A 20,902-nucleotide genomic window follows, 5' to 3' on the forward strand; every position below is an offset into this window, starting at 1 on the left:
CGGTTAAAGGGTAAACCGCCCGCATCATTGCAGCAAACTGGCGTATTGTCAATATAACAACGACGGTCAACGATGACAGTTTTGTTGCAATTTAACGACGGTTTAGACCCATTTTTTCTTAAGCAAAACCGGGCGCCTTCCCGTATTAATATTCCATTAAAATTTTTGCTTATTTAATGTTCGGTGTTAACTTCCCCGACTCATACAGCTTGACCATTTGCTCAAGAGAAATGGCTTTTATTTTTGATGCATTACCGGCAGTACCGAAAGCCAGATAACGATCTTTACAAATTTCAGTCATAGCTTTGACTGATTCCTGCAAATACTTACGTGGATCAAATTCGGCAGGGTTTTTCGCCATGTAGCGACGAATAGCGCCTGTTGAGGCTAAACGTAAGTCAGTGTCTATATTGATCTTACGCACGCCAAATTTGATCCCTTCCTGAATTTGTTCTACAGGCACCCCATAAGTTTCAGGGATAGCACCACCGTATTCGTTGATGATAGCTAACCACTCTTGAGGTACCGAAGATGAACCGTGCATCACCAGGTGAGTATCCGGGATGCGGGCATGAATATCTTTGATGCGATCAATCGCCAGAATGTCACCTGTAGGTGGACGACTGAACTTATAAGCACCATGTGAAGTACCACAAGCAATAGCCAGCGCATCTACACCCGTTGCTTTTACAAACTGTGCAGCTTCTTCCGGATCCGTTAGCATCTGGTCATGACTCAAAATACAATCTGCGCCAATCCCGTCTTCTTCCCCGGCCGCTCCCGTTTCAAGCGAGCCTAAACAACCTAATTCGCCCTCGACCGAAACACCACAAGCATGCGCCATATCTACAACACGGCGCGTTATATCGGCATTGTAGTCATAATCCATCGGTGTTTTGCCATCAGTACCTAAAGAACCATCCATCATCACAGATGAGAAGCCTAACTGAATCGCTTGTTGGCATACCGCCGCTGAGGTTCCGTGATCCTGATGCATGACCACAGGTATATGCGGGAATTCTTCCACTGCTGCCAAAATTAAATGACGCAGAAACGGGGCACCGGCATATTTACGCGCCCCGGCAGAGGCCTGCACTATAACAGGGCTATCCGTTGCATCAGCGGCCAGCATAATGGCACGCATTTGTTCTAAGTTATTCACGTTAAAAGCTGGTACTGCATAACCAAACTCGGCAGCGTGGTCCAGCATTTGGCGCATTGAAATCAGAGCCATGAGATCCTCTCTCTTTGTGTAGGGTAAGGGTTGTATTTAAAAACGCGGGCTCTGTTGTCACCTGAGGTGATCTTTAGTTATACAGAACCTGCGGCCGTTCTCTTTTAGATTTTTGTAGTGAATTGTAATCTAACAGCTTTAGTGTCAGGCTTTGGCTCGTTGTTCCAAAATTTCCACTGCTGGTAAAGTTTTACCTTCAAGAAACTCCAGAAATGCACCGCCACCGGTTGAAATATAGGAAATCTTGTCGGCTAACTCGTATTTATCAATAGCAGCTAAGGTATCGCCACCACCGGCAATAGAAAATGCCTGACTGTCGGCTATCGCTAAAGCCAACGCTTTAGTTCCTTGTTCAAAGGATGCAAATTCAAATACACCCACAGGGCCGTTCCAGACAATAGTGCCGGCATTTTTCAGAATATCGACCAGTGCAGCACTGCTGTCAGGGCCTATATCAAACACCATATCATCGGCACTGATATCGGCAACTGACTTAGTGGTTGCCGGTGTATCTTCGGCAAAAGCTTTACCCGTCACTACATCGGTAGGTACAGGAATAGAGCCACCATTGGCTTTGGCTTGCGCCATCAAACGTTTCGCTTCAGGAATAAGATCGGTCTCAACCAGAGATTTACCGACCTGATAGCCCTGAGCGGCAATAAAAGTATTGGCAATGCCACCACCCACAATCAGCTGATCCACGATACCGGACAAGGATTCCAGTACAGTCAGCTTCGTAGAAACTTTTGAACCACCCACTATGGCGACCAATGGACGTTTTGGATTTTTCAACGCTGCAGCCAAGGCATCTAATTCGGCGGCCAATAAAGGCCCAGCGCAGGCAACAGGTGCAAACTTCGCAACACCATGAGTAGTGGCCTGAGCACGGTGAGCCGTACCAAAAGCGTCCATCACAAACACATCACACAAAGCGGCCAGCTTTTTTGACAAGCTTTCATCGTTTTTGCCTTCGCCTTTGTTAAAACGCACGTTTTCAAAGACCACCACTTCACCGGCATTGACTTCTACACCGTCCAGGTACTCTTTGACTAAACGCACAGGCACAGATAAAGCCGCGTTTAAATACTCCACCACAGGCGCCATAGAAAACTCTTCAGCGTACACACCTTCATCAGGGCGACCTAAGTGTGAACATACCATCACTTTGCCACCTTTTTTCAGCGCTAACTCAATAGTAGGTATGGCTGCTTTTAAACGGGCATCTGAAGTCACTTTGCCGTTTTTCACTGGCACATTTAAATCTTCACGGATCAACACCCGCTTCCCTGTTAAATCGATATCGGCCATCTTAATTACTGACATACCAGACTCCTGTGATTTGAGTAATTTTTTAGTATTTATTTAAATAATAATTCAGACAAACCGCATCATTGCGCGGCTTGTATCGAGCATTCTGTTGGCAAACCCCCATTCGTTGTCACACCAAACCAAACATTTGACTAAACGTTTATGGCTGACCCGGGTTTGCGAGCCATCGACAATGCAGGAGTGCGCATCATGATTAAAGTCAACTGATACCAGCGGCTCTTCGGTGTAATCCAGAATACCTGTCAGTGCCCCTGCCCTTGCGCGCTCTAAGACCTGATTGATTTGAGTGACATCCACATCCTGATGCAGAGTCACACTTAAATCCATGGCGGTTACATTCACTGTTGGCACACGCACAGCAATGGCTTCAAAACGCCCGGCTAAATGCGGCATGATGCGCTCAATACCGCGGGCTAACTTAGTATCGACCGGAATAATAGACTGACTGGCAGCCCTGGTACGCCGTAAATCCGTGTGATAAGCATCTATAACCTGCTGATCATTCATAGAGGCGTGAATAGTGGTAATGGTGCCGCTCTCCACACCAAAGTGCTGATCCAACACCTGAATGACCGGCACAATGCAGTTGGTGGTGCAAGAGCCAGCAGAGACTACTGTCATCTCATCGGTCAGCAAATGCTGGTTAATGCCAAAAATGACTGTGGCATCAATATCGGCATCTGCAGGATGTGAAAACAATACTTTTTTTGCACCTGCATCTAAATGCAGTTGTGCATCGGCACGGCTATGAAACACACCAGTGCATTCCAGCACTACATCAACCTCTAATTCTTGCCAGGGTAATTGCGCAGGATCGGCCTGGCAGAATAAAGCGATGACATCGCCATTGACCACTAAACCTTGTTTCTTTAACTCCACAGGAAAACCAAAACGACCATGCGAGGTGTCATATTTTAATAAATGAGCGATACCTTTAGCATCCGCTAATTCATTAATAGCAACCACCTGAACCTGCTCTGTTAAACCACACTCGTAAACAGCGCGCAGAATATTCCGACCGATACGGCCAAAGCCGTTAATTGCCACTTTAATGGTCATTATTACCCAATCTTCAGAGGTTTACTGATTAAAAAGAGGGGCCACCAGGCCCCTTTCATTATTACGCGAATAACTCGTTGGCAGCTGCAACGACGGCTGCCGTGGTAATGCCAAAGTGTTCAAACAGCTGTTCAGCCGGAGCCGACTCGCCAAAACTGTCCATACCAATGATTTTTCCGGTCAAACCAACATACTTGTACCAGCTATCTTTAATACCAGCTTCGACAGCAACACGTTTGGTCACTGCGGCTGGCAATACGGCTTCACGGTAAGCAGCGCTTTGAGCTTCAAATACATCGGTGGAAGGCACAGACACAACCCGAACTTTACGCCCTGCAGCAGTTAACTGATGACAGGCCTGCACGGCCAGCTCTACTTCAGAACCCGTAGCGATCAGAATAAGTTCTGGCGTACCAACAGAATCTAACAATACATAACCGCCTTTACGCACATCAGCCAGTTGCTGCGCTGTACGAGGCTGTTGCACCAAATTCTGACGGGTGAAAATTAATGTACTAGGGCCTTCGGTGCGTTCAATAGCGGCCTGCCATGCCACAGCAGATTCCACTGCATCACAAGGACGCCAGTTCATCAGGTTTGGTGTCACACGCAGCGAAGCGAGTTGCTCAACAGGTTGATGCGTTGGGCCATCTTCACCTAAACCAATAGAATCGTGGGTGTAAACGAAAATAACCCGCTGTTTCATCAAAGCGGCCATACGCACTGCGTTGCGGGCGTATTCCATAAACATCAGGAAAGTCGCGCCGTACGGGATAAAACCACCGTGTAGGGCTATACCGTTCATCATCGCAGACATACCAAACTCGCGCACACCGTAATACAGGTAGTTACCGCTGGCATCTTCTGCAGTCACGCCTTTAGAACCAGACCAAATCGTCAGGTTCGAGCCTGCCAGGTCAGCTGAACCACCTAATAACTCAGGCAACAAAGGACCAAAAGCATTTAAGCTGTTCTGAGAAGCTTTACGGGTGGCGATAGATTGAGGGTTATCCTGCAAATGTTGAATGTAAGCTGCTGATTTTTCTGCCCAGTCTGCGGGTAAATCACCGGCCATACGGCGTTTAAATTCAGCCGCCAGTTCAGGGTAAGCTTTGGCATAAGCCGCAAATTTTTCATTCCAGCTTTGCTGAGCCGATGCACCTTTGGTTTTGCCATCCCACTCTTGATAGATATCTTGTGGAATGACAAAAGGAGCATGCTCCCAGCCTAAATATTCACGCGCAGCCGCAATTTCAGCATCACCTAAAGGCGCGCCGTGGCAGTCGTGTGAACCCGATTTATTCGGTGAACCATAACCGATAATGGTTTTGCAGCAAATTAAAGTAGGTTTGTCTGTAACAGACTTGCCTTGTTCAATGGCAGCAGCAATAGCAGAAGAGTCGTGACCATCGACACCTGCAATCACATGCCAGCCGTAAGCTTCAAAGCGCGCAGGTGTATTGTCAGTGAACCAGCCTTCAACATGACCATCGATAGAAATACCGTTGTCATCCCAAAACGCAATCAGTTTACCTAAACCTAAAGTACCGGCCAGTGAACAGGCTTCGTGCGATACCCCCTCCATCAAGCAGCCATCACCTAAAAAGGCGTAGGTGTAGTGATCAACCACATCGTGGCCAGGCTTATTAAACTGAGCCGCTAAGGCTTTTTCAGCAATCGCCATGCCTACAGCATTGGTAATGCCCTGCCCTAAAGGTCCGGTTGTGGTTTCAACACCTGGTGCGTAACCATATTCAGGGTGACCAGGAGTACGGGAGTGTAATTGACGGAATTGCTTTAAATCTTCAATGCCTAAATCATAGCCAGAGAGATGCAACAGAGAATACAACAGCATAGAACCATGGCCATTAGACAACACAAAGCGGTCACGATTGGCCCAGCTTGGGTCTTGTGGATTGTGAATCAGATAATCGCGCCACAATACTTCAGCAATGTCTGCCATGCCCATAGGGGCGCCCGGGTGACCTGATTTCGCTTTTTGCACTGCATCCATACTCAATGCACGAATGGCATTAGCGAGTTGTTTACGAGATGGCATCTTCTCTCCTGCTTGATTGACTTTATATGACTTTGATCCAAGGGATGGGGTTCCCCGTACTCTTGCTCTGCTCTTTTTGTCTTTATTCGATTGGCGGCTAAGCGGGTGAACACTGTTTTTACATGGATACGGCAAAGTTGGGCTTATTTTCACAGAGCGTCGACCAAATCGCAAATTTTAATCCACGGCAAAGCAAAGTTTTCAGACCTTTGGACGATACATTAACAAGCTTTAGCATTAAAGACGTCCGGGCGGCAGAAAGTTCTGGCAATGACCTTCGCCTTTCACTAAAATAGCCGCCCCAAATTACAGCGCCCAGGCGCGATAACAACCAACATGTGGAATACGTAAATGGCACAACACATTTTTACCTCTGAATCTGTTTCTGAAGGACATCCGGATAAAATCGCTGATCAGATCTCTGATGCAGTGTTGGATGCAATTTTAGAACAAGATCCAAAAGCCCGTGTTGCGTGCGAAACCTTCGTAAAAACAGGCATGGTGTTAGTAGGTGGCGAAATTACTACCTCAGCCTGGGTCGATATCGAAGAACTCACTCGCAACACGATCCGTGATATTGGTTACGTACATTCCGATATGGGTTTTGATGCTAATTCCTGTGCAGTATTAAGCGCTATTGGTAAGCAGTCGCCAGATATCAATCAGGGCGTAGATAAAAAAGATCCAAGTGAACAAGGTGCGGGCGATCAGGGGTTAATGTTTGGTTATGCCAGCAACGAAACTGACGTATTAATGCCAGCTCCTATCACTTACTCTCACCGTTTAGTGCAGCAGCAAGCTAAAGTACGTAAAGACGGTACATTGAGCTGGTTGCGTCCTGATGCCAAGTCTCAGCTGAGCTTTGTCTACGAAAATGGCAAGCCAGTGGGCATAGATGCTGTCGTTTTATCGACTCAGCACTGCGACACCATTTCTACAGCAGACTTACGTGAAGCTGTGATGGAACACATTATCAAACCAGTGTTACCAACAGAATGGTTGAGCAATAAAACCAAGTTCTTTATTAACCCAACAGGTCGTTTTGTGATTGGCGGTCCTATGGGTGATTGCGGTTTAACAGGCCGCAAAATCATCGTCGATAGTTACGGTGGTATGGCGCGTCACGGTGGTGGTGCTTTCTCTGGTAAAGACCCTTCAAAAGTGGACCGCTCTGCTGCTTATGCCGCTCGTTATGTGGCAAAAAACATTGTAGCGGCTGGTTTAGCTGAGCGTTGTGAGATTCAGGTGTCTTATGCTATAGGCGTGGCTGAACCTACGTCTATCAGTGTTGAAACTTTTGGCACCAGTAAATTAAGCGAAGATCAACTGATAGCGCTGATCCGTCGTCACTTCGACTTACGTCCTTATGGCCTGATCCAGATGTTGCAGTTAGAGCGCCCGATTTACCGCGCAACAGCAGCCTACGGTCACTTCGGTCGTAACGAATTCCCATGGGAAAACACCGACAAAGCAGAAATACTGCGCTCTGAAGCAAAAATCTAAGTTTTTGTTTTAGCTTATAGAAAAACCGAAAAGGAGAGCGTTGCTCTCCTTTTGGCTATTTACGGTTTTGTCAAAGCAAGATAAGGTAAAAACTATAAAAAACAGTCACAGCAGATGACTAAAACAACCACACGGAGTATCCATGACGTCTAGTGCCGTAAAAACTTCCTGGCTCAATCGCAGCCTTAATGCCATAGAGCGAATTGGTAATAAACTGCCCGACCCTGCCATCTTATTTGCTTTACTGATGTTTTTTGTCTGGGGCTTATCCTGGGCTTTGTCAGGTGTGACCTTCACAGATATAGACCCACGGACAGGCCAGCCTTTTCAGGTAAAAAATCTGTTGGAGGGTGCGGCTTTTGCTGATTTTATGGCGAAAATGGTGAGCACTTTTGTCAACTTCCCGCCTTTAGGTGTAGTGCTGGTTGCTATGTTAGGTTTAGGGGTCGCTGAGTACACAGGTTTTATCAACGCTGGCCTTCGCAGTATCTTAGCGGTCACGTCAAAACGTCTGCTGACACCAGTTCTTATTGCTGTAGGCGTTTTAAGTCATGTAGCTGTAGATGCGGGTTACGTCTTAGTTATCCCACTGGGTGCCGTGATTTTTTATGCTGCCGGCCGTCATCCTTTAGCGGGTATCGCCGCAGCTTTTGCCGGTGTCTCTGGTGGTTTTGCCGCCACTTTATTTGTACCGTCCAGTTTAGACCCTTTGTTGGCCGGTTTAACTCAAGCCTCAGCCCGTTTATCGGCCGATCCTGCCGCCGCTAGCCTGGTGATTAACCCACTAAATAACTATTACTTCACCACAGCCTCAGTGCTGCTGATTGTGATTGTAGGTTGGGTGCTGACCGATAAATTTGTCGAACCACGCCTGCAGCAAACCAAAGTGGATGGTGACCCGGAGCAACTCCCTTCGATGGAAGCATTAAACGATAACGAGCGCAAAGGCTTACGTTATGCTTTGCTCTCTATGCTGATCGCTGCCGCTGCTTTAGTAGCTGTAGTTTGGCCTGAAAACTCAGCCTGGCGAGCCAGTACAGGTGAACTCACCTCAGCCTCAGCGCCGCTGATGCAGTCTATCGTCGGACTTATTTTTGTATTTTTCCTGCTCCCCGGCATAGTCTACGGTTATGTTTCAGGCAAAGTAAAAACGCATAAAGATGTAGTGCAAGGTATGACCAAAGCCATGAGCGGTATGGGTTACTACATCGTCATGGCATTTTTCTGTGCTCAATTTATTTTCGCTTTTGGTCAATCCAACTTAGGTGCTTTACTGGCAATTAAAGGCGCGAACTATTTGCAGGAAATGGCATTCCCTATGGCGGTAAACCTGATAGGTTTAGTGCTGCTAACCGCAACTGTGAATTTACTGATAGGTTCAGCTTCTGCTAAATGGGCGCTGATTGGAGCTGTATTAGTGCCAATGTTGATGCAGCTGGGTGTTTCACCGGATTTAACCCAGGCGGCCTACCGTGTCGGTGACTCGTCCACCAACATCATTACGCCTTTAATGCCGTACTTCCCATTGATCGTGGTGTTTTGCCAGAAATATGTGAAATCTACAGGTATTGGTACTTTAGTGGCGCTGATGTTGCCTTATTCAGTGGCGTTGCTGCTGTGCTGGACCAGCTTTCTGATTTTGTACTGGATGTTGGGTTTACCTTTAGGTATTGGTGCCAGTTACGTCTACCCAGCCCCTTAAACCAGCGTTTTTAATGGCTGGTGAAGCAGATTGTTGCGTCACCAGCCATACCCAGCCCCGCTTTTGCCTGTTACCATACACACTTTCTCAAACGCTTAAGAAGCTATAGTTATGCGTATTCCCAGAATTTACCAAGCTGGCAGTATCCCGCTACAGCAGGAATTTGCCCTTGCCGAAGACGGTGCCAATCATATAGGCCGTGTATTACGGATGCAGGCAGGTGACGAGTTGTGCTTATTTAATGGAGACGGCCAGAATTATCAGGCTCTGATCACTGCCGTTGAAAAAAAACAGCTGCTGGTCAAAGCCATTAGCTCCACCGATAATCCGGTAGAGTCTCCGCTTAAACTGCATTTAGGTCAGGGCATTTCCCGTGGTGACCGCATGGATTTTGTCATTCAAAAAGCAGTGGAGCTTGGCGTGACTGAAATCACTCCGCTGTTTACCGAACGTTGTGGGGTTAAATTGGATGCTGAGCGTTTGGCTAAACGTACAGAGCAGTGGCAAAAAATAGCGATAGCAGCCTGCGAGCAATCCGGACGTAGTGTGGTGCCCCTGGTTCATACGGCAATTCAACTGACCAAATGGCTGGCACAAGAGACAAAAGATTTGAAGCTGACCTTGGATCCATGGACTTCAGACTCCATTAAGACCATTGCTGGCAGTCAAGCTATTCGTTTAGTGATAGGCCCTGAAGGCGGTTTTACCGATGCCGAAGTAGCCCAAACCAAAGACGCAGGTTTTATGGCGGTTCGGTTAGGGCCGCGAGTGCTACGTACAGAAACTGCAGCTTTAACAGCCATTAGTGCATTACAGTTACAATTTGGTGATCTGGCCTGAGCCAATCACAAACAGGAGTAAAGATGATTAAATTAGGCATAGTGATGGATCCGATCGCGGACATCAATATCAAAAAAGACTCCAGTTTTGCCATGTTATTACAGGCTCAGTCACGGGGTTATCAGCTGCATTACATGGAAATGAATGACCTGTATTTAATCGAAGGTCAGGCCCGAGCCCGCACCCGTTTATTGTCCGTTCAGCAGAACGGTGAACATTGGTATGACTTTGGTGGCACTCAGGATATAGCTCTGTCCGATTTAGACGTGATCCTGATGCGTAAAGACCCACCTTTTGATACTGAGTTTATCTACGCTACTTATATTCTGGAAAGAGCTGAAGACGAAGGCACCTTGATTGTCAACAAACCACAAAGTTTGCGTGATGCCAACGAAAAGCTCTACACCAGCTGGTTTGCACAGCATACGCCAAAAACTCTGGTCACCCGCGATGCGGCTCGCTTAAAAGCCTTTTACCAGCAAGAACAGGACGTGATCTTAAAACCGCTGGATGGCATGGGCGGCGCCTCCATTTTCCGCTTAAAACCAGAGGATGCCAACGTCAGTGTTATTATTGAAACTCTGACAGAACACGGCAGTCGTTATGCCATGGCGCAGCGCTTTATCCCGGAAATTAAAGACGGAGATAAACGTGTACTGGTCGTCAACGGCGAACCTGTACCCTATTGTTTAGCGCGAATTCCGGCTAGCGGTGAAACCCGCGGTAATTTAGCCGCCGGTGGTCGTGGTGAAGCCCGCCCTTTAAGCGAAACTGACTGGGCTATAGCTCGTGCCGTAGGTCCTACGTTAAAGGCCAAAGGTCTGATTTTTGTTGGTCTTGATATTATTGGTGACCGACTGACTGAAATTAATGTCACCAGCCCAACCTGCATCAGAGAAATTGAAGCAGCTTTTCCGGTCAGCATCACAGGCATGTTATTTGACCAGATTGAACTACTGTTAAAGCAGAAGCAGCAACAGTCCTAAGGCGGTACTATGGACAATTTTCAGAATCATTTATTGATTGCGATGCCAGGTCTTGATGACCCGATGTTTAAACGCAGTGTAACTTACATTTGTGAGCACAATGCTGAAGGGGCTATGGGTATCGTTATCAATCATCCTATGCCCGTCAAAGTCACAGAACTATTGAGTCAGTTGCAGATTGAACATGATACAGAAAGCGCTGCGGCCAAAGCTCATGTCTGTGCTGGTGGTCCGGTGCAAAGTGACAGAGGTTTTGTGTTGCATACTCCCAAAGAAGGCTACACCAGTAGTATGAGGTTAAACAACGACCTGATGGTTACGACCTCACGGGATATTTTAGAGAAACTCACGACAGAAGATGCGCCAGAAAAGTTTATTCTGGCTTTGGGCTATGCCGGCTGGAGCGCTGGGCAACTGGAAAAAGAAATGGCTGAAAACAGCTGGCTGATGATCCCGGCCGACAACAACATCATTTTTGAAATGAGCCATGCCGAAAAATGGCAAGGCGCAGCTCATGCCATGGGTATTGAAGTCTGGCAACTCAGCCCAGAAGCAGGTCACGCCTGATGAGCAGTGTAACGGTATTAGCTTTTGACTACGGTTTAAAAAGTATAGGTGTGGCCGTAGGTCAAAGCATGACAGGCACAGCCACTATGCTCAAAGCCTTAAAAGCTCAGGATGGTATCCCAAACTGGGATCTCATCGAAGCTTTAATTAAAGAATGGCAACCTCAACTTTTAGTGGTAGGTTTACCCTTGAATATGGACGGCACAGAACAGCCCTTCACGGCTCGGGTACATAAGTTTGTGAATCGCCTGCATGGCCGTTATGGCCTGCAAGTCAAAACTCAGGACGAGCGTCTAACGACGGTCGATGCCCGTTCACAGCTTTTTGCTGAAGGTGGTTTTAAAAAACTAAGCAAAGAACTGGTGGATAGCTTGTCAGCCAAACTGATTTTAGAAAGCTGGTTTGAAAATGGCGGCGCTTATGGCGATTAAAACCGGCTTCTACCGTCATTACAAAGGGCCTTTGTATCAGGTGCTGTCTGTGGTGCGTCACAGCGAAACCGATGAAGAACTGGTCCTCTACCGCGCTTTATACGGTGACTTTGGTTTGTGGGTGCGGCCTTTGGAGATGTTTATCAGCAATGTTGAAGTGGCTGGCGAACTGGTACCGCGTTTTAGTTTTGTCTCTGAACAAGCCCCAGTTGAACTCGGTACTTTACCACCAACAATAGCTCTATGATGGCAAGGCGCAGAGCTCAAATCTTTGCGCCTTTTGCTAGCCACTCAATTAATCATTATCCGTCAAACCCGCCACTGTCACACCAGACAATAAGCCAGCTCCAGAGCTACCTTCCTGCAGTTTCATCATCAAGCGTAAATCGTTGGGTGAATCGGCATAATGCAGCGCATCGGCGTGGCTGATTTGGCCTGCTTTGTACAAATCGTACAGCGCCTGATCAAAGGTTTGCATACCCAGTTCTCTCGATTTACTCATCACAGCTTTGATTTCGCCTATCTCACCGCGTTTGATTAAATCAGCAATCAGTGGCGAATTGAGTAGCACTTCGATAGCGGCTACTCGTTTTTTACCATCGACAGTAGGTACCAGTTGTTGCGCTACTATGGCGCGTAAATTCAACGATAAATCAAACAGCAGCTTGCCGTGTTTTTCTTTAGGCACTAAATGCATAATGCGGTCTATCGCTTGATTGGCGTTGTTCGCGTGTAAAGTCGCGATACATAAATGACCGGTTTCAGCAAAAGACAAGGCGTATTCCATGGTGTCCTGACTACGAATTTCACCTATCAGTATCACATCAGGCGCCTGGCGTAACGAGCTTTTCAGCGCCGCTTCAAAAGATTCTGTATCTATGCCTACTTCACGCTGCGTCACCAGACTTTTTTGGTGATCGTGCACAAATTCAATAGGATCTTCGATAGTTAAAATATGACCCCGGGCATTCTGATTCCTATACCCCAGCAAAGCAGCTAAAGAGGTAGATTTACCAGCACCTGTACCACCGACAAAAAGTACCAGCCCACGTTTGGACATAATAATTTCTTTTAATACAGGTGGCAGACCTAAATCCTCCGCTTTTGGAATAGTGGTGATGATACGACGCACCACCATGCCAGCCTGATCCCGCTGCCAAAAGGCGGAAATACGAAAACGACCCGCTTCATTGGCGATAGCAAAGTTACATTCTTTTTCTTGCTGAAATTGGGCTTGTTGTTTTGGCGTCATCGCGGAGAGCACCAGTGCAAGTGACTGCTCTGAGTTCAGCACCTGGTCAGCGATAGGCAGCATCTCGCCATTAATTTTGGCTGAAGCAGCAAGTCCTGCAGTGATAAATAAATCCGAAGCACCAGCAGCTACCATTTTATGTAAATAGTCAATTAAGCCCATCGCTGTCACCCCATCCGCCCCATGCCGCTCATAGTCCCCATGCTATTAAAGGAATTTTTATCCTGCGCTTTGGCCAAGGCATCTTTTTGACTGATCACGCCGCGGTTGACCAGATTAATCAAACATTGATCCATGGTTTGCATGCCATGAGCGGCCCCTGTCTGGATCACTGAATACATCTGCGCAATTTTGTCTTCGCGAATGAGGTTACGAATCGCAGGGATCCCTAGCATAATTTCGTGCGCAGCCACCCTGCCACCGCCATTTTTCTTCAGCAGAGACTGGGAAATGACCGCTCTTAAAGATTCTGACAACATAGAGCGCACCATGGATTTTTCATCACCAGGAAAGACGTCGATAATCCTGTCTATGGTTTTGGGTGCTGAGGTAGTGTGCAAAGTACCAAACACCAAATGGCCTGTTTCAGCGGCAGTCATCGCCAGACGAATAGTTTCCAGATCCCGTAATTCGCCCACCAAAATCACATCCGGGTCTTCACGCAGCGCGGAGCGCAACGCATTACTGAAACTATGGGTATCCCTGTGCACTTCACGCTGGTTAATTAAACTGAGTTTATTCTGGTGTACAAATTCAATCGGATCTTCGATGGTCAAAATATGGTGGTTTTTAGTGGTATTGATGTAGTCAATCATAGCCGCCAGCGTGGTCGATTTACCCGAGCCTGTCGGGCCTGTGACCAGCACCAGCCCACGAGGGTTATCGGAAATACTGCGAAATACCTCCGGAGCATGTAAATCTTCAAGGCTTAATACGTCACTTGGGATAGTACGAAACACAGCCGCAGCGCCGCGGTTTTGCACAAAAGCGTTGACACGAAAACGGGCTAAGCCCGGAACTTCAAAAGAAAAATCGGATTCGAGCTTTTCTTCGTACTCTTTACGCTGACGGTCATTCATAATGTCGTACACCAAAGCGTGCACGGCTTTATGATCCAAAGCAGGTATATTTAACCGTCGTACATCACCATCGACCCGGATCAGTGGCGGTACTCCAGCGGATAAATGCAAGTCCGAGGCTTTATGTTGCACACTAAAGGCGAGTAATTCGGTAATATCCATGATGAAAAGCACTCCAAAGCAAAGGCGAAGAACAGAGTTGATATGACAAACAACATAGCAGAAGCGTTGAATTCAGCCTACAACGCCATCACAGAATTTCAGACAAAACAGCAATTAAACCAACAAAGCCGCCTGATTGCGGTCAGTAAAACCAAAGCTGCTGCCTCTGTGGCACAAGCCTACCAGGCAGGACAACGCGCCTTCGGCGAAAATTATGTACAGGAACTGGTGAGTAAAGCGACAGAGTTACAGCAGCTTGATGGTATAGAGTGGCATTTTATTGGTCCTATTCAGTCAAATAAAACCAAAGACATAGCCCAATACGCGGACTGGGTGCACAGTGTTGAACGTTTAAAAATTGCCGAACGTTTATCAGCGCAGCGTCCCTTGGATAAAGCGCCGCTGCAGGTGCTATTGCAAGTGAATATCAGCGGCGAAGAATCCAAATCCGGCATAAAGCCCGACGAATTGTTGCAGCTGGCTGACGCTGTCGCACAATTACCGCAGCTTCAACTCAAAGGTTTAATGGCTATTCCAGAGCCTGGCAAAGGCGCACAAGCCTTCGAGCAGATGCAAAAGCTGTCACTGCAATTGCAACAGCAACATCCTGATGCGAAAGAACTCTCCATGGGCATGTCAGATGACTGGCAAGAGGCTCTGCGCTTTGGTTCTACTATGATAAGATTAGGCACGGCCATTTTTGGAGCCCGGGAAAAACAGACGCATGATTGATAACACGGTCGCATTTATAGGCGCAGGCAATATGGCGCAATGCATTATCGGCGGCATGATAAAGCAGGGTTATCCTGCTGAAAATATTATTGCTGCCAATCGTAATGCCGAAAAACTAAAGGCCTTAAAAAGCCAGTACAAGATTGAAACCACCACAGACAATATGGAAGCTGTGACTAAAGCCGATGTCATAGTGCTGGCGGTAAAGCCTCAAATGATGGCTGAAGTTTGTCAGCAGATCATAGAACAAGCGCCAGAGTCTCAGGAAAAGCTGTTTATCTCTGTCGCAGCAGGTATTTCTGTCGAGCGTTTTGAGCAGTTGCTGGGCCAGGTGCGTATTATCCGCGCTATGCCGAATACTCCTGCTTTGGTGGGCTTAGGTGTGACAGGTTTATTCCCAAGCCGCTGCTCAGTGTACGAGCAATCTTTTGCTGAAAAGCTGTTTGCGGGTACAGGTAAAACAGTCTGGCTGGAAAAAGAACAGGATATCAACGCTATTATTGCCGTGACAGGCAGCGCACCAGCCTACTTTTTCTATTTTATGCAGGCGATGCAACAAGTGGCGCTGGAGCTCGGCTTTGATGAGGCACAAGCCAAAGCTATGGTGGCCCAAACTGCGTTAGGCGCTGCTACTATGGCGAATCAGTCCGAACTTAGTTTCGAAGCGTTACGTGCGCAAGTCACCTCTAAAGGCGGCACTACACACGAAGCCATTGAAACTTTTAAACAGCATAAGCTTGAAAGCATGGTCAAAGACGCCATGTATGCAGCAATACGCCGAGCTGAAGAAATGGCAAATACTCTTTAAGGATCCATAATGACCGAAGCGTTCTTTTTTCTGATAAGCAGCCTGATTAAACTCTATCTGATGGTGGTGATACTGCGCATTTGGCTGCAAAGTGCTAAAGCCGATTTTTATAACCCGTTTAGCCAGTTTATTGTCAAAGCCACCAATCCGGTGATCATCCCGCTGCGCCGTTTCCTGCCCAGTCTGGGCCCTGTGGATACAGCGAGTTGGATTTTTGCCTTTGCCATTTGTGTGCTGCATGTGGCGATAGTACAAATGTTGCAGTTAGGTCAGGTGCTCTATGTCTACTTGCCATTGAGTGCGCTGGTTTTGCTGATCACCGAAGCGCTGCAATTGGCCTTCTGGATTTTAGTGATTAGGGCATTACTGAGCTGGTTCAGTCAGGGCCGTAATCCTGTGGAGCTGGTGATGCATCAGTTGACAGAGCCATTGTTACGCCCGGTGCGCAGAGTGATCCCGGCTATGGGTGGTCTGGATTTATCTTTACTGGTAGTGCTTTTGGGCATTCAGTTTATCCAGATTTTATTAAGCAATATGTTACGTGGTTTCTAAATGTTAACCCGGCTGACCAATGGCGATATTTTGCTGCAATTGCATGTGCAGCCAGGTGCCAGCCGGGACCAGTTTTTAGGCTTGCATGGCGATGCGATCAAAGTGGCGATTAAAGCCCCTCCTGTGGATGGCAAAGCCAATGCCCATTTACAACAATTTCTGGCATCAAGCTTTGACGTGGCTAAACGTCAGGTGCTGCTGGAAAAAGGCGAACTGAGCCGACAGAAAAAATGGCGTATTGTCGCGCCTTGCACTGTGCCTGACGCCTTACAAATTTATCTGGAGTCCTGATGAAAATCTATCTGCTTGCTGCAAGCCTGGTTCTGGGCCTGTTTTTAAGTCCGGTTCACGCCGAACAAAAGAAAGTTCTGGGGCCCTGGGATGTGCATTATATTGCCTTTGACAGCACTATGATTGACGCTAAAATCGCCCAAAGTTACCAGCTACAGCGCAGCAAATATCAGGCTGTGCTGAATATCTCTGTACTCAATAGCACCGACCAAAAAGCCCAACAAGTGCGTATTTCCGGCACAGCGACAGATTTGACTCAAAAGCAGATTGAACTTGAGTTTCGTGAAGTCAAAGAAGGGGATGCGATTTATTATCTGGCACAAGTGCCGGTGCATGACCAAAAACATCTGAACTTTAAACTGGATATCTGGCAAGGCACGGAAAACCAGAAGTTGGAGTTTTCTCAGGTCTTCTACATAGATTAATCCTCTTGTTACGGCTCAGTATCCCTGAGCCTTTTTCGTTTCAAAGGTTTCCTTATGCAAAAACTTGTATTAGCCACTGGCAATAAAGGCAAATTAGCCGAGTTATCTGCCCTGCTCGCCCCTTTTGACTGGCAAGTGTTGCCGCAATCCGATTTTCAGGTGCCAGATGCGATTGAAGATGGCTTAAGTTTTATTGAAAACGCGCTGATTAAAGCCCGTCATGCCAGTCGTTTAACGGGTTTACCTGCTATTGCCGACGATTCAGGTTTAGCTGTAGACGCTTTAGGCGGCGCACCTGGCATTTACTCGGCCCGTTATGCCGGTGAGCACGGCAATGATTTAAAAAACCTGCAGCAGTTACTGGCTGATTTAATAGATGTGCCAGAAGGCGAACGTGCAGCTCAGTTTCACTGTGTATTGGCTTTTGTCCGCCATGCGGACGACCCAGTGCCAGTGATAGCCCATGGTATCTGGCATGGTCAAATTGCCTTTGAAGCGGCAGGCTCCGGTGGTTTTGGTTATGACCCTATTTTTCTTCCGAACGATACCCAAGGCACGGCCGCAGAATTAACCTCAGAGCAGAAAAAGCAATTAAGTCACAGAGGCAAAGCTTTACGTTTATTGGTGTCCTTATTAAAAGGTGAACCATTAAAAGGCGACCAGGCCTGATGACTGCTATGTCGGTATCGCCTTTAGCGCTGCAACTGCCGCCGCTGGCGTTGTATATTCATATTCCCTGGTGCATTCAAAAATGCCCTTATTGCGACTTTAACTCGCATGCGGTGAAACAAGGTATACCTGAGCAGGAATATGTCAGCCATTTATTGGCCGATTTACGCCAGGACTTGGGCTATGTGCAAGGTCGCGCCATCAGCTCGATTTTTATTGGCGGCGGCACCCCCAGTACCTTTAGCGGTGAAGGCATTCAGGCTATTTTGGATGGGGTGCGTACCGAGCTTCAGCTGACAGACGACTGCGAAGTGACGATGGAGGCTAACCCAGGTACTGTCGAAGCCGCTCGTTTTGCCGCTTATGTCGCCGCTGGTGTCAGCCGTTTTTCTATAGGCGTACAGAGTTTTCAAACCGAGCAACTCAAAGCCTTAGGCCGTATTCATGATTGCGATGAAGCAATAAAAGCTGCTCAGCTTGCCGCAACTTTGCCGCTTAAAAGCTTTAATCTGGATTTAATGCATGGCCTGCCGAATCAGGATGTCGCAGGCGCTTTGGCGGATTTACAGCAAGCTATTGATCTAAAACCACCACATTTATCCTGGTATCAGCTGACCATTGAACCTAATACCGCTTTTGCCTCACGCCCGCCTGTGCTGCCGGAAGACGAAGCCTTGTGGGATATTCAGGAGCAGGGCCATCAGTTGCTACAACAACATGGTTACAGTCAATACGAGATATCCGCTTATAGTCAGCCAGGCCTGCAGTGCAGGCATAACCTGAACTACTGGCGTTATGGTGACTATTTAGGTATTGGCTGTGGCGCTCATGGCAAAATTACTGTGCCAGAAACTGGCCAAATTATAAGGCCGGTCAAAATTAAACACCCCAAAGGCTATATGGATATCAGCAAAGGTTATCTGGACGAAACTAGTGAAGTGGCTCCAGAAGACAGAGCCTTTGAGTTTTTTATGAACCGCTTTCGTTTACTCGAGGCTTGTCCTAAACAGGATTTCAGCGCTTATACCGGTTTGCCCATCACATCTGTGACAGATGCGCTTGCCAAAGCAGAGCAACTGGGGTTAATTAACAGCACAGAATTGCACTGGCAAATCAGCCCCAAAGGTGCACGTTACCTGAATGATTTGCTGGCGCTTTTTATTTAAACTAACTATACCAACTACTACAAATAATGAAGGTTCATCTATGTATTTGCGTTATTCAGCATTGGCGCTGGCAGTAAGCCTTGCCACAGTAGCAGGTTGTAAACCAGCCCCTACTCAAATTGATCAAAGCAAAGTGATTGAAGCCACTGTGGTTTTGACTGAAAACCAAAAAGCCGATGCGCTGTTTGAACAAATTTTCCAGCAGCAAGTGGATAATAGCCCGGAAACCCAAACGGGTTTAGGTTTAAAAACCAATTACGATCAGTGGGATGATTTATCTCAGGCCCACAGAGATAAAGAGCTGGAGCAAACCAAACAACAGCTGGCTCAAGTACAGGCGCTGAATATGCAAAGCCTGGACAGCGGTCGTCAGTTGAGTGTGAAATTACTTACTGCGTCTTTGCAGGAAGAATTGGACGACGCTAAATGGGACTTATACAGCTACCCTGTCAATCAAATGTATGGCTACCACTCCAATGTGCCGTCACTGTTGATCAACCAGCACAGCATCAGTGATGAAAGCGACGCCAAAGCTTATATCGGCCGCTTAAAAAATGTCACCACTTACTTCAAACAGTTAGAACAACTGTTGCAAGTTCGGGCTGATGCCGGCGTGTTACCACCGAAATTTGTTTTTGCTCATGTGATAGGTGCCAGCCGCAATATTATCAGCGGCGCGCCTTTTGACGGCGGCAACGACAGCACTTTACTGGCCGATTTCCGTGGCAAAGTGCAGGAATTAAAGCTGGAACAAGCGGAAAAAGACTTGTTGATCAAAGAAGCGGAGTTGGCCTTAATTGGCAGCGTAAAACCCGCTTATGAAAGCCTGATTAAGTTACTAACCACGCTAGAAGAAAAAGCCGGTACTGAAGATGGTGTCTGGCGCTTTAAAGATGGCGATAAGTTTTACGCTACCCGCTTAGCCCGTATTACCACCACCGACTACAGCGCAGAAAAAATTCACAACCTGGGTTTATCTGAAGTGGCCCGTATTCATGATGAAATGAAAGCCATTATGAAAAAGGTTGGTTATAAAGGTGATTTACAGCAATTCTTCGCCTTTATGCGCGACGACCCACAATTTTATTATCCGGATACAGCAGAAGGCAAAGCCGCCTATTTAGCTGAAGCCACCCGTATTATCGACACCATGAAATCGCGTTTAGACGAGCTCTTTATCGTCAAGCCTAAAGCCGATATGGTGGTCAAAGCAGTCGAGCCATTCCGTGAGCAATCTGCTGGTAAAGCTTTTTACGAACAACCTTCAATGGACGGCAGCCGCCCTGGTATTTATTACGCCAACCTGTACCGCATGAGTGGTATGCCGAAGTATCAGATGGAAGCCTTGGCTTACCATGAAGGTATTCCAGGCCACCATATGCAAATTGCGATAGCGCAGGAGCTGGAAAACGTACCTAAGTTCCGTAAGTTTGGTGGTTACACTGCTTATATTGAAGGCTGGGGTTTATACACTGAGTTCTTGCCCAAAGAGATTGGCATGTATCAGGACCCCTACTCCGATTTCGGCCGTTTAGCGATGGAGCTGTGGCGCGCCTGCCGTTTAGTGGTCGACACCGGCTTACACGACAAAAAATGGACTCGTGAGCAGGCCATTCAGTATCTGGTCGACAATACACCGAACTCCAAAGGCGAAGCAGTCAACGCTATCGAACGTTACATTGTGATGCCAGGTCAGGCCACGGCTTACACTGTGGGTATGCTGAAATTGTTGGAACTGCGTGAAAAAGCTAAAACTGCGCTGGGCGATAAATTCGATATCCGCCAATTCCATGATGTGGTGCTGAAAAACGGCGCTGTGCCTTTGGATGTGCTGGAGCAGTTAGTGGACCAGTATATTCAGTCGGCAAAAGCTGCGGCTTAATAGTTGTTTTTTTAGTCAGGGCGCCCCTTATGGCGCCCTTTTTTATGCTGCATGCCAGCTGCTGAAATCCCTCTGCAACACCAAAAGCGACTAGTTTCCACACCCAGCTATTGATCAAATGACCTATCCCCCAAATTTAAGACCATGACATTGATGAGATTTCCAATAAAATGG

21 protein-coding genes are annotated in these 20,902 nt (G+C 47.3%); 15 read left to right on the plus strand and 6 right to left on the minus strand.

The window, feature by feature from the left end; all coding sequences use genetic code 11:
• Positions 1 to 169: 169 nt before the first annotated feature.
• The 4 genes from fba to tkt all read right to left on the minus strand — a co-directional run bounded on the left by fba (position 170) and on the right by tkt (position 5,681).
• Entirely contained in the window at positions 170 to 1,234 is a 1,065-nt protein-coding gene (gene fba, locus WH43_RS11530) for a class II fructose-bisphosphate aldolase (protein WP_053424754.1), read from the minus strand.
• A gap of 144 nt (positions 1,235 to 1,378) precedes the next feature.
• Positions 1,379 to 2,557, minus strand: a complete 1,179-nt coding sequence (locus WH43_RS11535; protein ID WP_053424755.1) for a phosphoglycerate kinase — start codon at positions 2,555 to 2,557, stop codon at positions 1,379 to 1,381.
• A 51-nt stretch (positions 2,558 to 2,608) separates the two neighbouring features.
• Positions 2,609 to 3,622, minus strand: a complete 1,014-nt coding sequence (gene epd, locus WH43_RS11540) for an erythrose-4-phosphate dehydrogenase (protein WP_053424756.1) — start codon at positions 3,620 to 3,622, stop codon at positions 2,609 to 2,611.
• Positions 3,623 to 3,683: 61 nt separating this feature from the next.
• Positions 3,684 to 5,681, minus strand: coding sequence for a transketolase (gene tkt / locus WH43_RS11545; RefSeq protein WP_053424757.1), 1,998 nt, complete (start codon positions 5,679 to 5,681; stop codon positions 3,684 to 3,686).
• Positions 5,682 to 6,032: 351 nt separating this feature from the next.
• On the opposite strand from tkt, the gene metK reads away from it, so the two are divergent.
• The 7 genes from metK (at position 6,033) to WH43_RS11580 (ending at position 11,957) form a co-directional block, all read left to right on the plus strand.
• Complete coding sequence (metK, locus tag WH43_RS11550; protein WP_053424758.1) at positions 6,033 to 7,184, plus strand: methionine adenosyltransferase; 1,152 nt, start codon at positions 6,033 to 6,035, stop codon at positions 7,182 to 7,184.
• Positions 7,185 to 7,326: 142 nt separating this feature from the next.
• Positions 7,327 to 8,886, plus strand: coding sequence for an AbgT family transporter (locus WH43_RS11555; RefSeq protein ID WP_053424759.1), 1,560 nt, complete (start codon positions 7,327 to 7,329; stop codon positions 8,884 to 8,886).
• 111 nt (positions 8,887 to 8,997) lie between these two features.
• Entirely contained in the window at positions 8,998 to 9,726 is a 729-nt protein-coding gene (gene rsmE / locus WH43_RS11560) for a 16S rRNA (uracil(1498)-N(3))-methyltransferase (RefSeq protein ID WP_053424760.1), read from the plus strand.
• A 23-nt stretch (positions 9,727 to 9,749) separates the two neighbouring features.
• Positions 9,750 to 10,712 (plus strand): glutathione synthase, encoded by a 963-nt coding sequence (gshB, locus tag WH43_RS11565; protein WP_053424761.1) that lies wholly within the window; start codon positions 9,750 to 9,752, stop codon positions 10,710 to 10,712.
• Between the two features lie 9 nt (positions 10,713 to 10,721).
• Entirely contained in the window at positions 10,722 to 11,279 is a 558-nt protein-coding gene (locus WH43_RS11570; protein ID WP_053424762.1) for a YqgE/AlgH family protein, read from the plus strand.
• Positions 11,279 to 11,710 carry a Holliday junction resolvase RuvX gene (gene ruvX / locus WH43_RS11575; protein WP_053424763.1) on the plus strand — a complete coding sequence of 144 codons (432 nt, stop codon included), beginning with the start codon at positions 11,279 to 11,281 and terminating at the stop codon, positions 11,708 to 11,710. The genes WH43_RS11570 and ruvX overlap by 1 nt, the downstream gene beginning before the upstream one ends.
• The gene (locus tag WH43_RS11580; protein ID WP_053424764.1) at positions 11,700 to 11,957 is read left to right on the plus strand and encodes a DUF1653 domain-containing protein; all 258 of its coding nucleotides are present in this window, start codon (positions 11,700 to 11,702) and stop codon (positions 11,955 to 11,957) included. The genes ruvX and WH43_RS11580 overlap by 11 nt, the downstream gene beginning before the upstream one ends.
• A gap of 48 nt (positions 11,958 to 12,005) precedes the next feature.
• Here WH43_RS11580 and WH43_RS11585 read toward each other — a convergent pair whose 3' ends face one another.
• Entirely contained in the window at positions 12,006 to 13,124 is a 1,119-nt protein-coding gene (locus tag WH43_RS11585; RefSeq protein ID WP_053424765.1) for a PilT/PilU family type 4a pilus ATPase, read from the minus strand.
• A 5-nt stretch (positions 13,125 to 13,129) separates the two neighbouring features.
• Positions 13,130 to 14,203 (minus strand): type IV pilus twitching motility protein PilT, encoded by a 1,074-nt coding sequence (locus WH43_RS11590; protein WP_053424766.1) that lies wholly within the window; start codon positions 14,201 to 14,203, stop codon positions 13,130 to 13,132.
• 42 nt (positions 14,204 to 14,245) lie between these two features.
• On the opposite strand from WH43_RS11590, the gene WH43_RS11595 reads away from it, so the two are divergent.
• From WH43_RS11595 to WH43_RS11630, 8 genes are read left to right on the plus strand one after another with little or no spacing between them, the layout of a single operon-like run.
• Positions 14,246 to 14,935, plus strand: coding sequence for a YggS family pyridoxal phosphate-dependent enzyme (locus WH43_RS11595; RefSeq protein WP_053424767.1), 690 nt, complete (start codon positions 14,246 to 14,248; stop codon positions 14,933 to 14,935).
• The gene (proC, locus tag WH43_RS11600; protein ID WP_053424768.1) at positions 14,928 to 15,743 is read left to right on the plus strand and encodes a pyrroline-5-carboxylate reductase; all 816 of its coding nucleotides are present in this window, start codon (positions 14,928 to 14,930) and stop codon (positions 15,741 to 15,743) included. The genes WH43_RS11595 and proC overlap by 8 nt, the downstream gene beginning before the upstream one ends.
• Positions 15,744 to 15,752: 9 nt before the next feature.
• Positions 15,753 to 16,295, plus strand: coding sequence for a YggT family protein (locus WH43_RS11605; protein WP_053424769.1), 543 nt, complete (start codon positions 15,753 to 15,755; stop codon positions 16,293 to 16,295).
• Positions 16,296 to 16,586, plus strand: a complete 291-nt coding sequence (locus WH43_RS11610) for a DUF167 family protein (protein ID WP_053424770.1) — start codon at positions 16,296 to 16,298, stop codon at positions 16,584 to 16,586.
• Positions 16,586 to 17,011, plus strand: coding sequence for a DUF4426 domain-containing protein (locus WH43_RS11615; protein WP_053424771.1), 426 nt, complete (start codon positions 16,586 to 16,588; stop codon positions 17,009 to 17,011). The genes WH43_RS11610 and WH43_RS11615 overlap by 1 nt, the downstream gene beginning before the upstream one ends.
• 54 nt (positions 17,012 to 17,065) lie before the next feature.
• Positions 17,066 to 17,680, plus strand: a complete 615-nt coding sequence (gene rdgB / locus WH43_RS11620; RefSeq protein ID WP_053424772.1) for an RdgB/HAM1 family non-canonical purine NTP pyrophosphatase — start codon at positions 17,066 to 17,068, stop codon at positions 17,678 to 17,680.
• Positions 17,680 to 18,846, plus strand: coding sequence for a radical SAM family heme chaperone HemW (gene hemW / locus WH43_RS11625; RefSeq protein WP_286049690.1), 1,167 nt, complete (start codon positions 17,680 to 17,682; stop codon positions 18,844 to 18,846). The genes rdgB and hemW overlap by 1 nt, the downstream gene beginning before the upstream one ends.
• Positions 18,847 to 18,886: 40 nt before the next feature.
• Complete coding sequence (locus WH43_RS11630; RefSeq protein WP_053424773.1) at positions 18,887 to 20,728, plus strand: DUF885 domain-containing protein; 1,842 nt, start codon at positions 18,887 to 18,889, stop codon at positions 20,726 to 20,728.
• The last annotated feature ends 174 nt before the right edge of the window (positions 20,729 to 20,902 follow it).

It is taken from the genome of Rheinheimera sp. KL1, from assembly GCF_001275035.1.
GTDB classification, from domain to species: Bacteria; Pseudomonadota; Gammaproteobacteria; order Enterobacterales; family Alteromonadaceae; genus Pararheinheimera; species Pararheinheimera tangshanensis.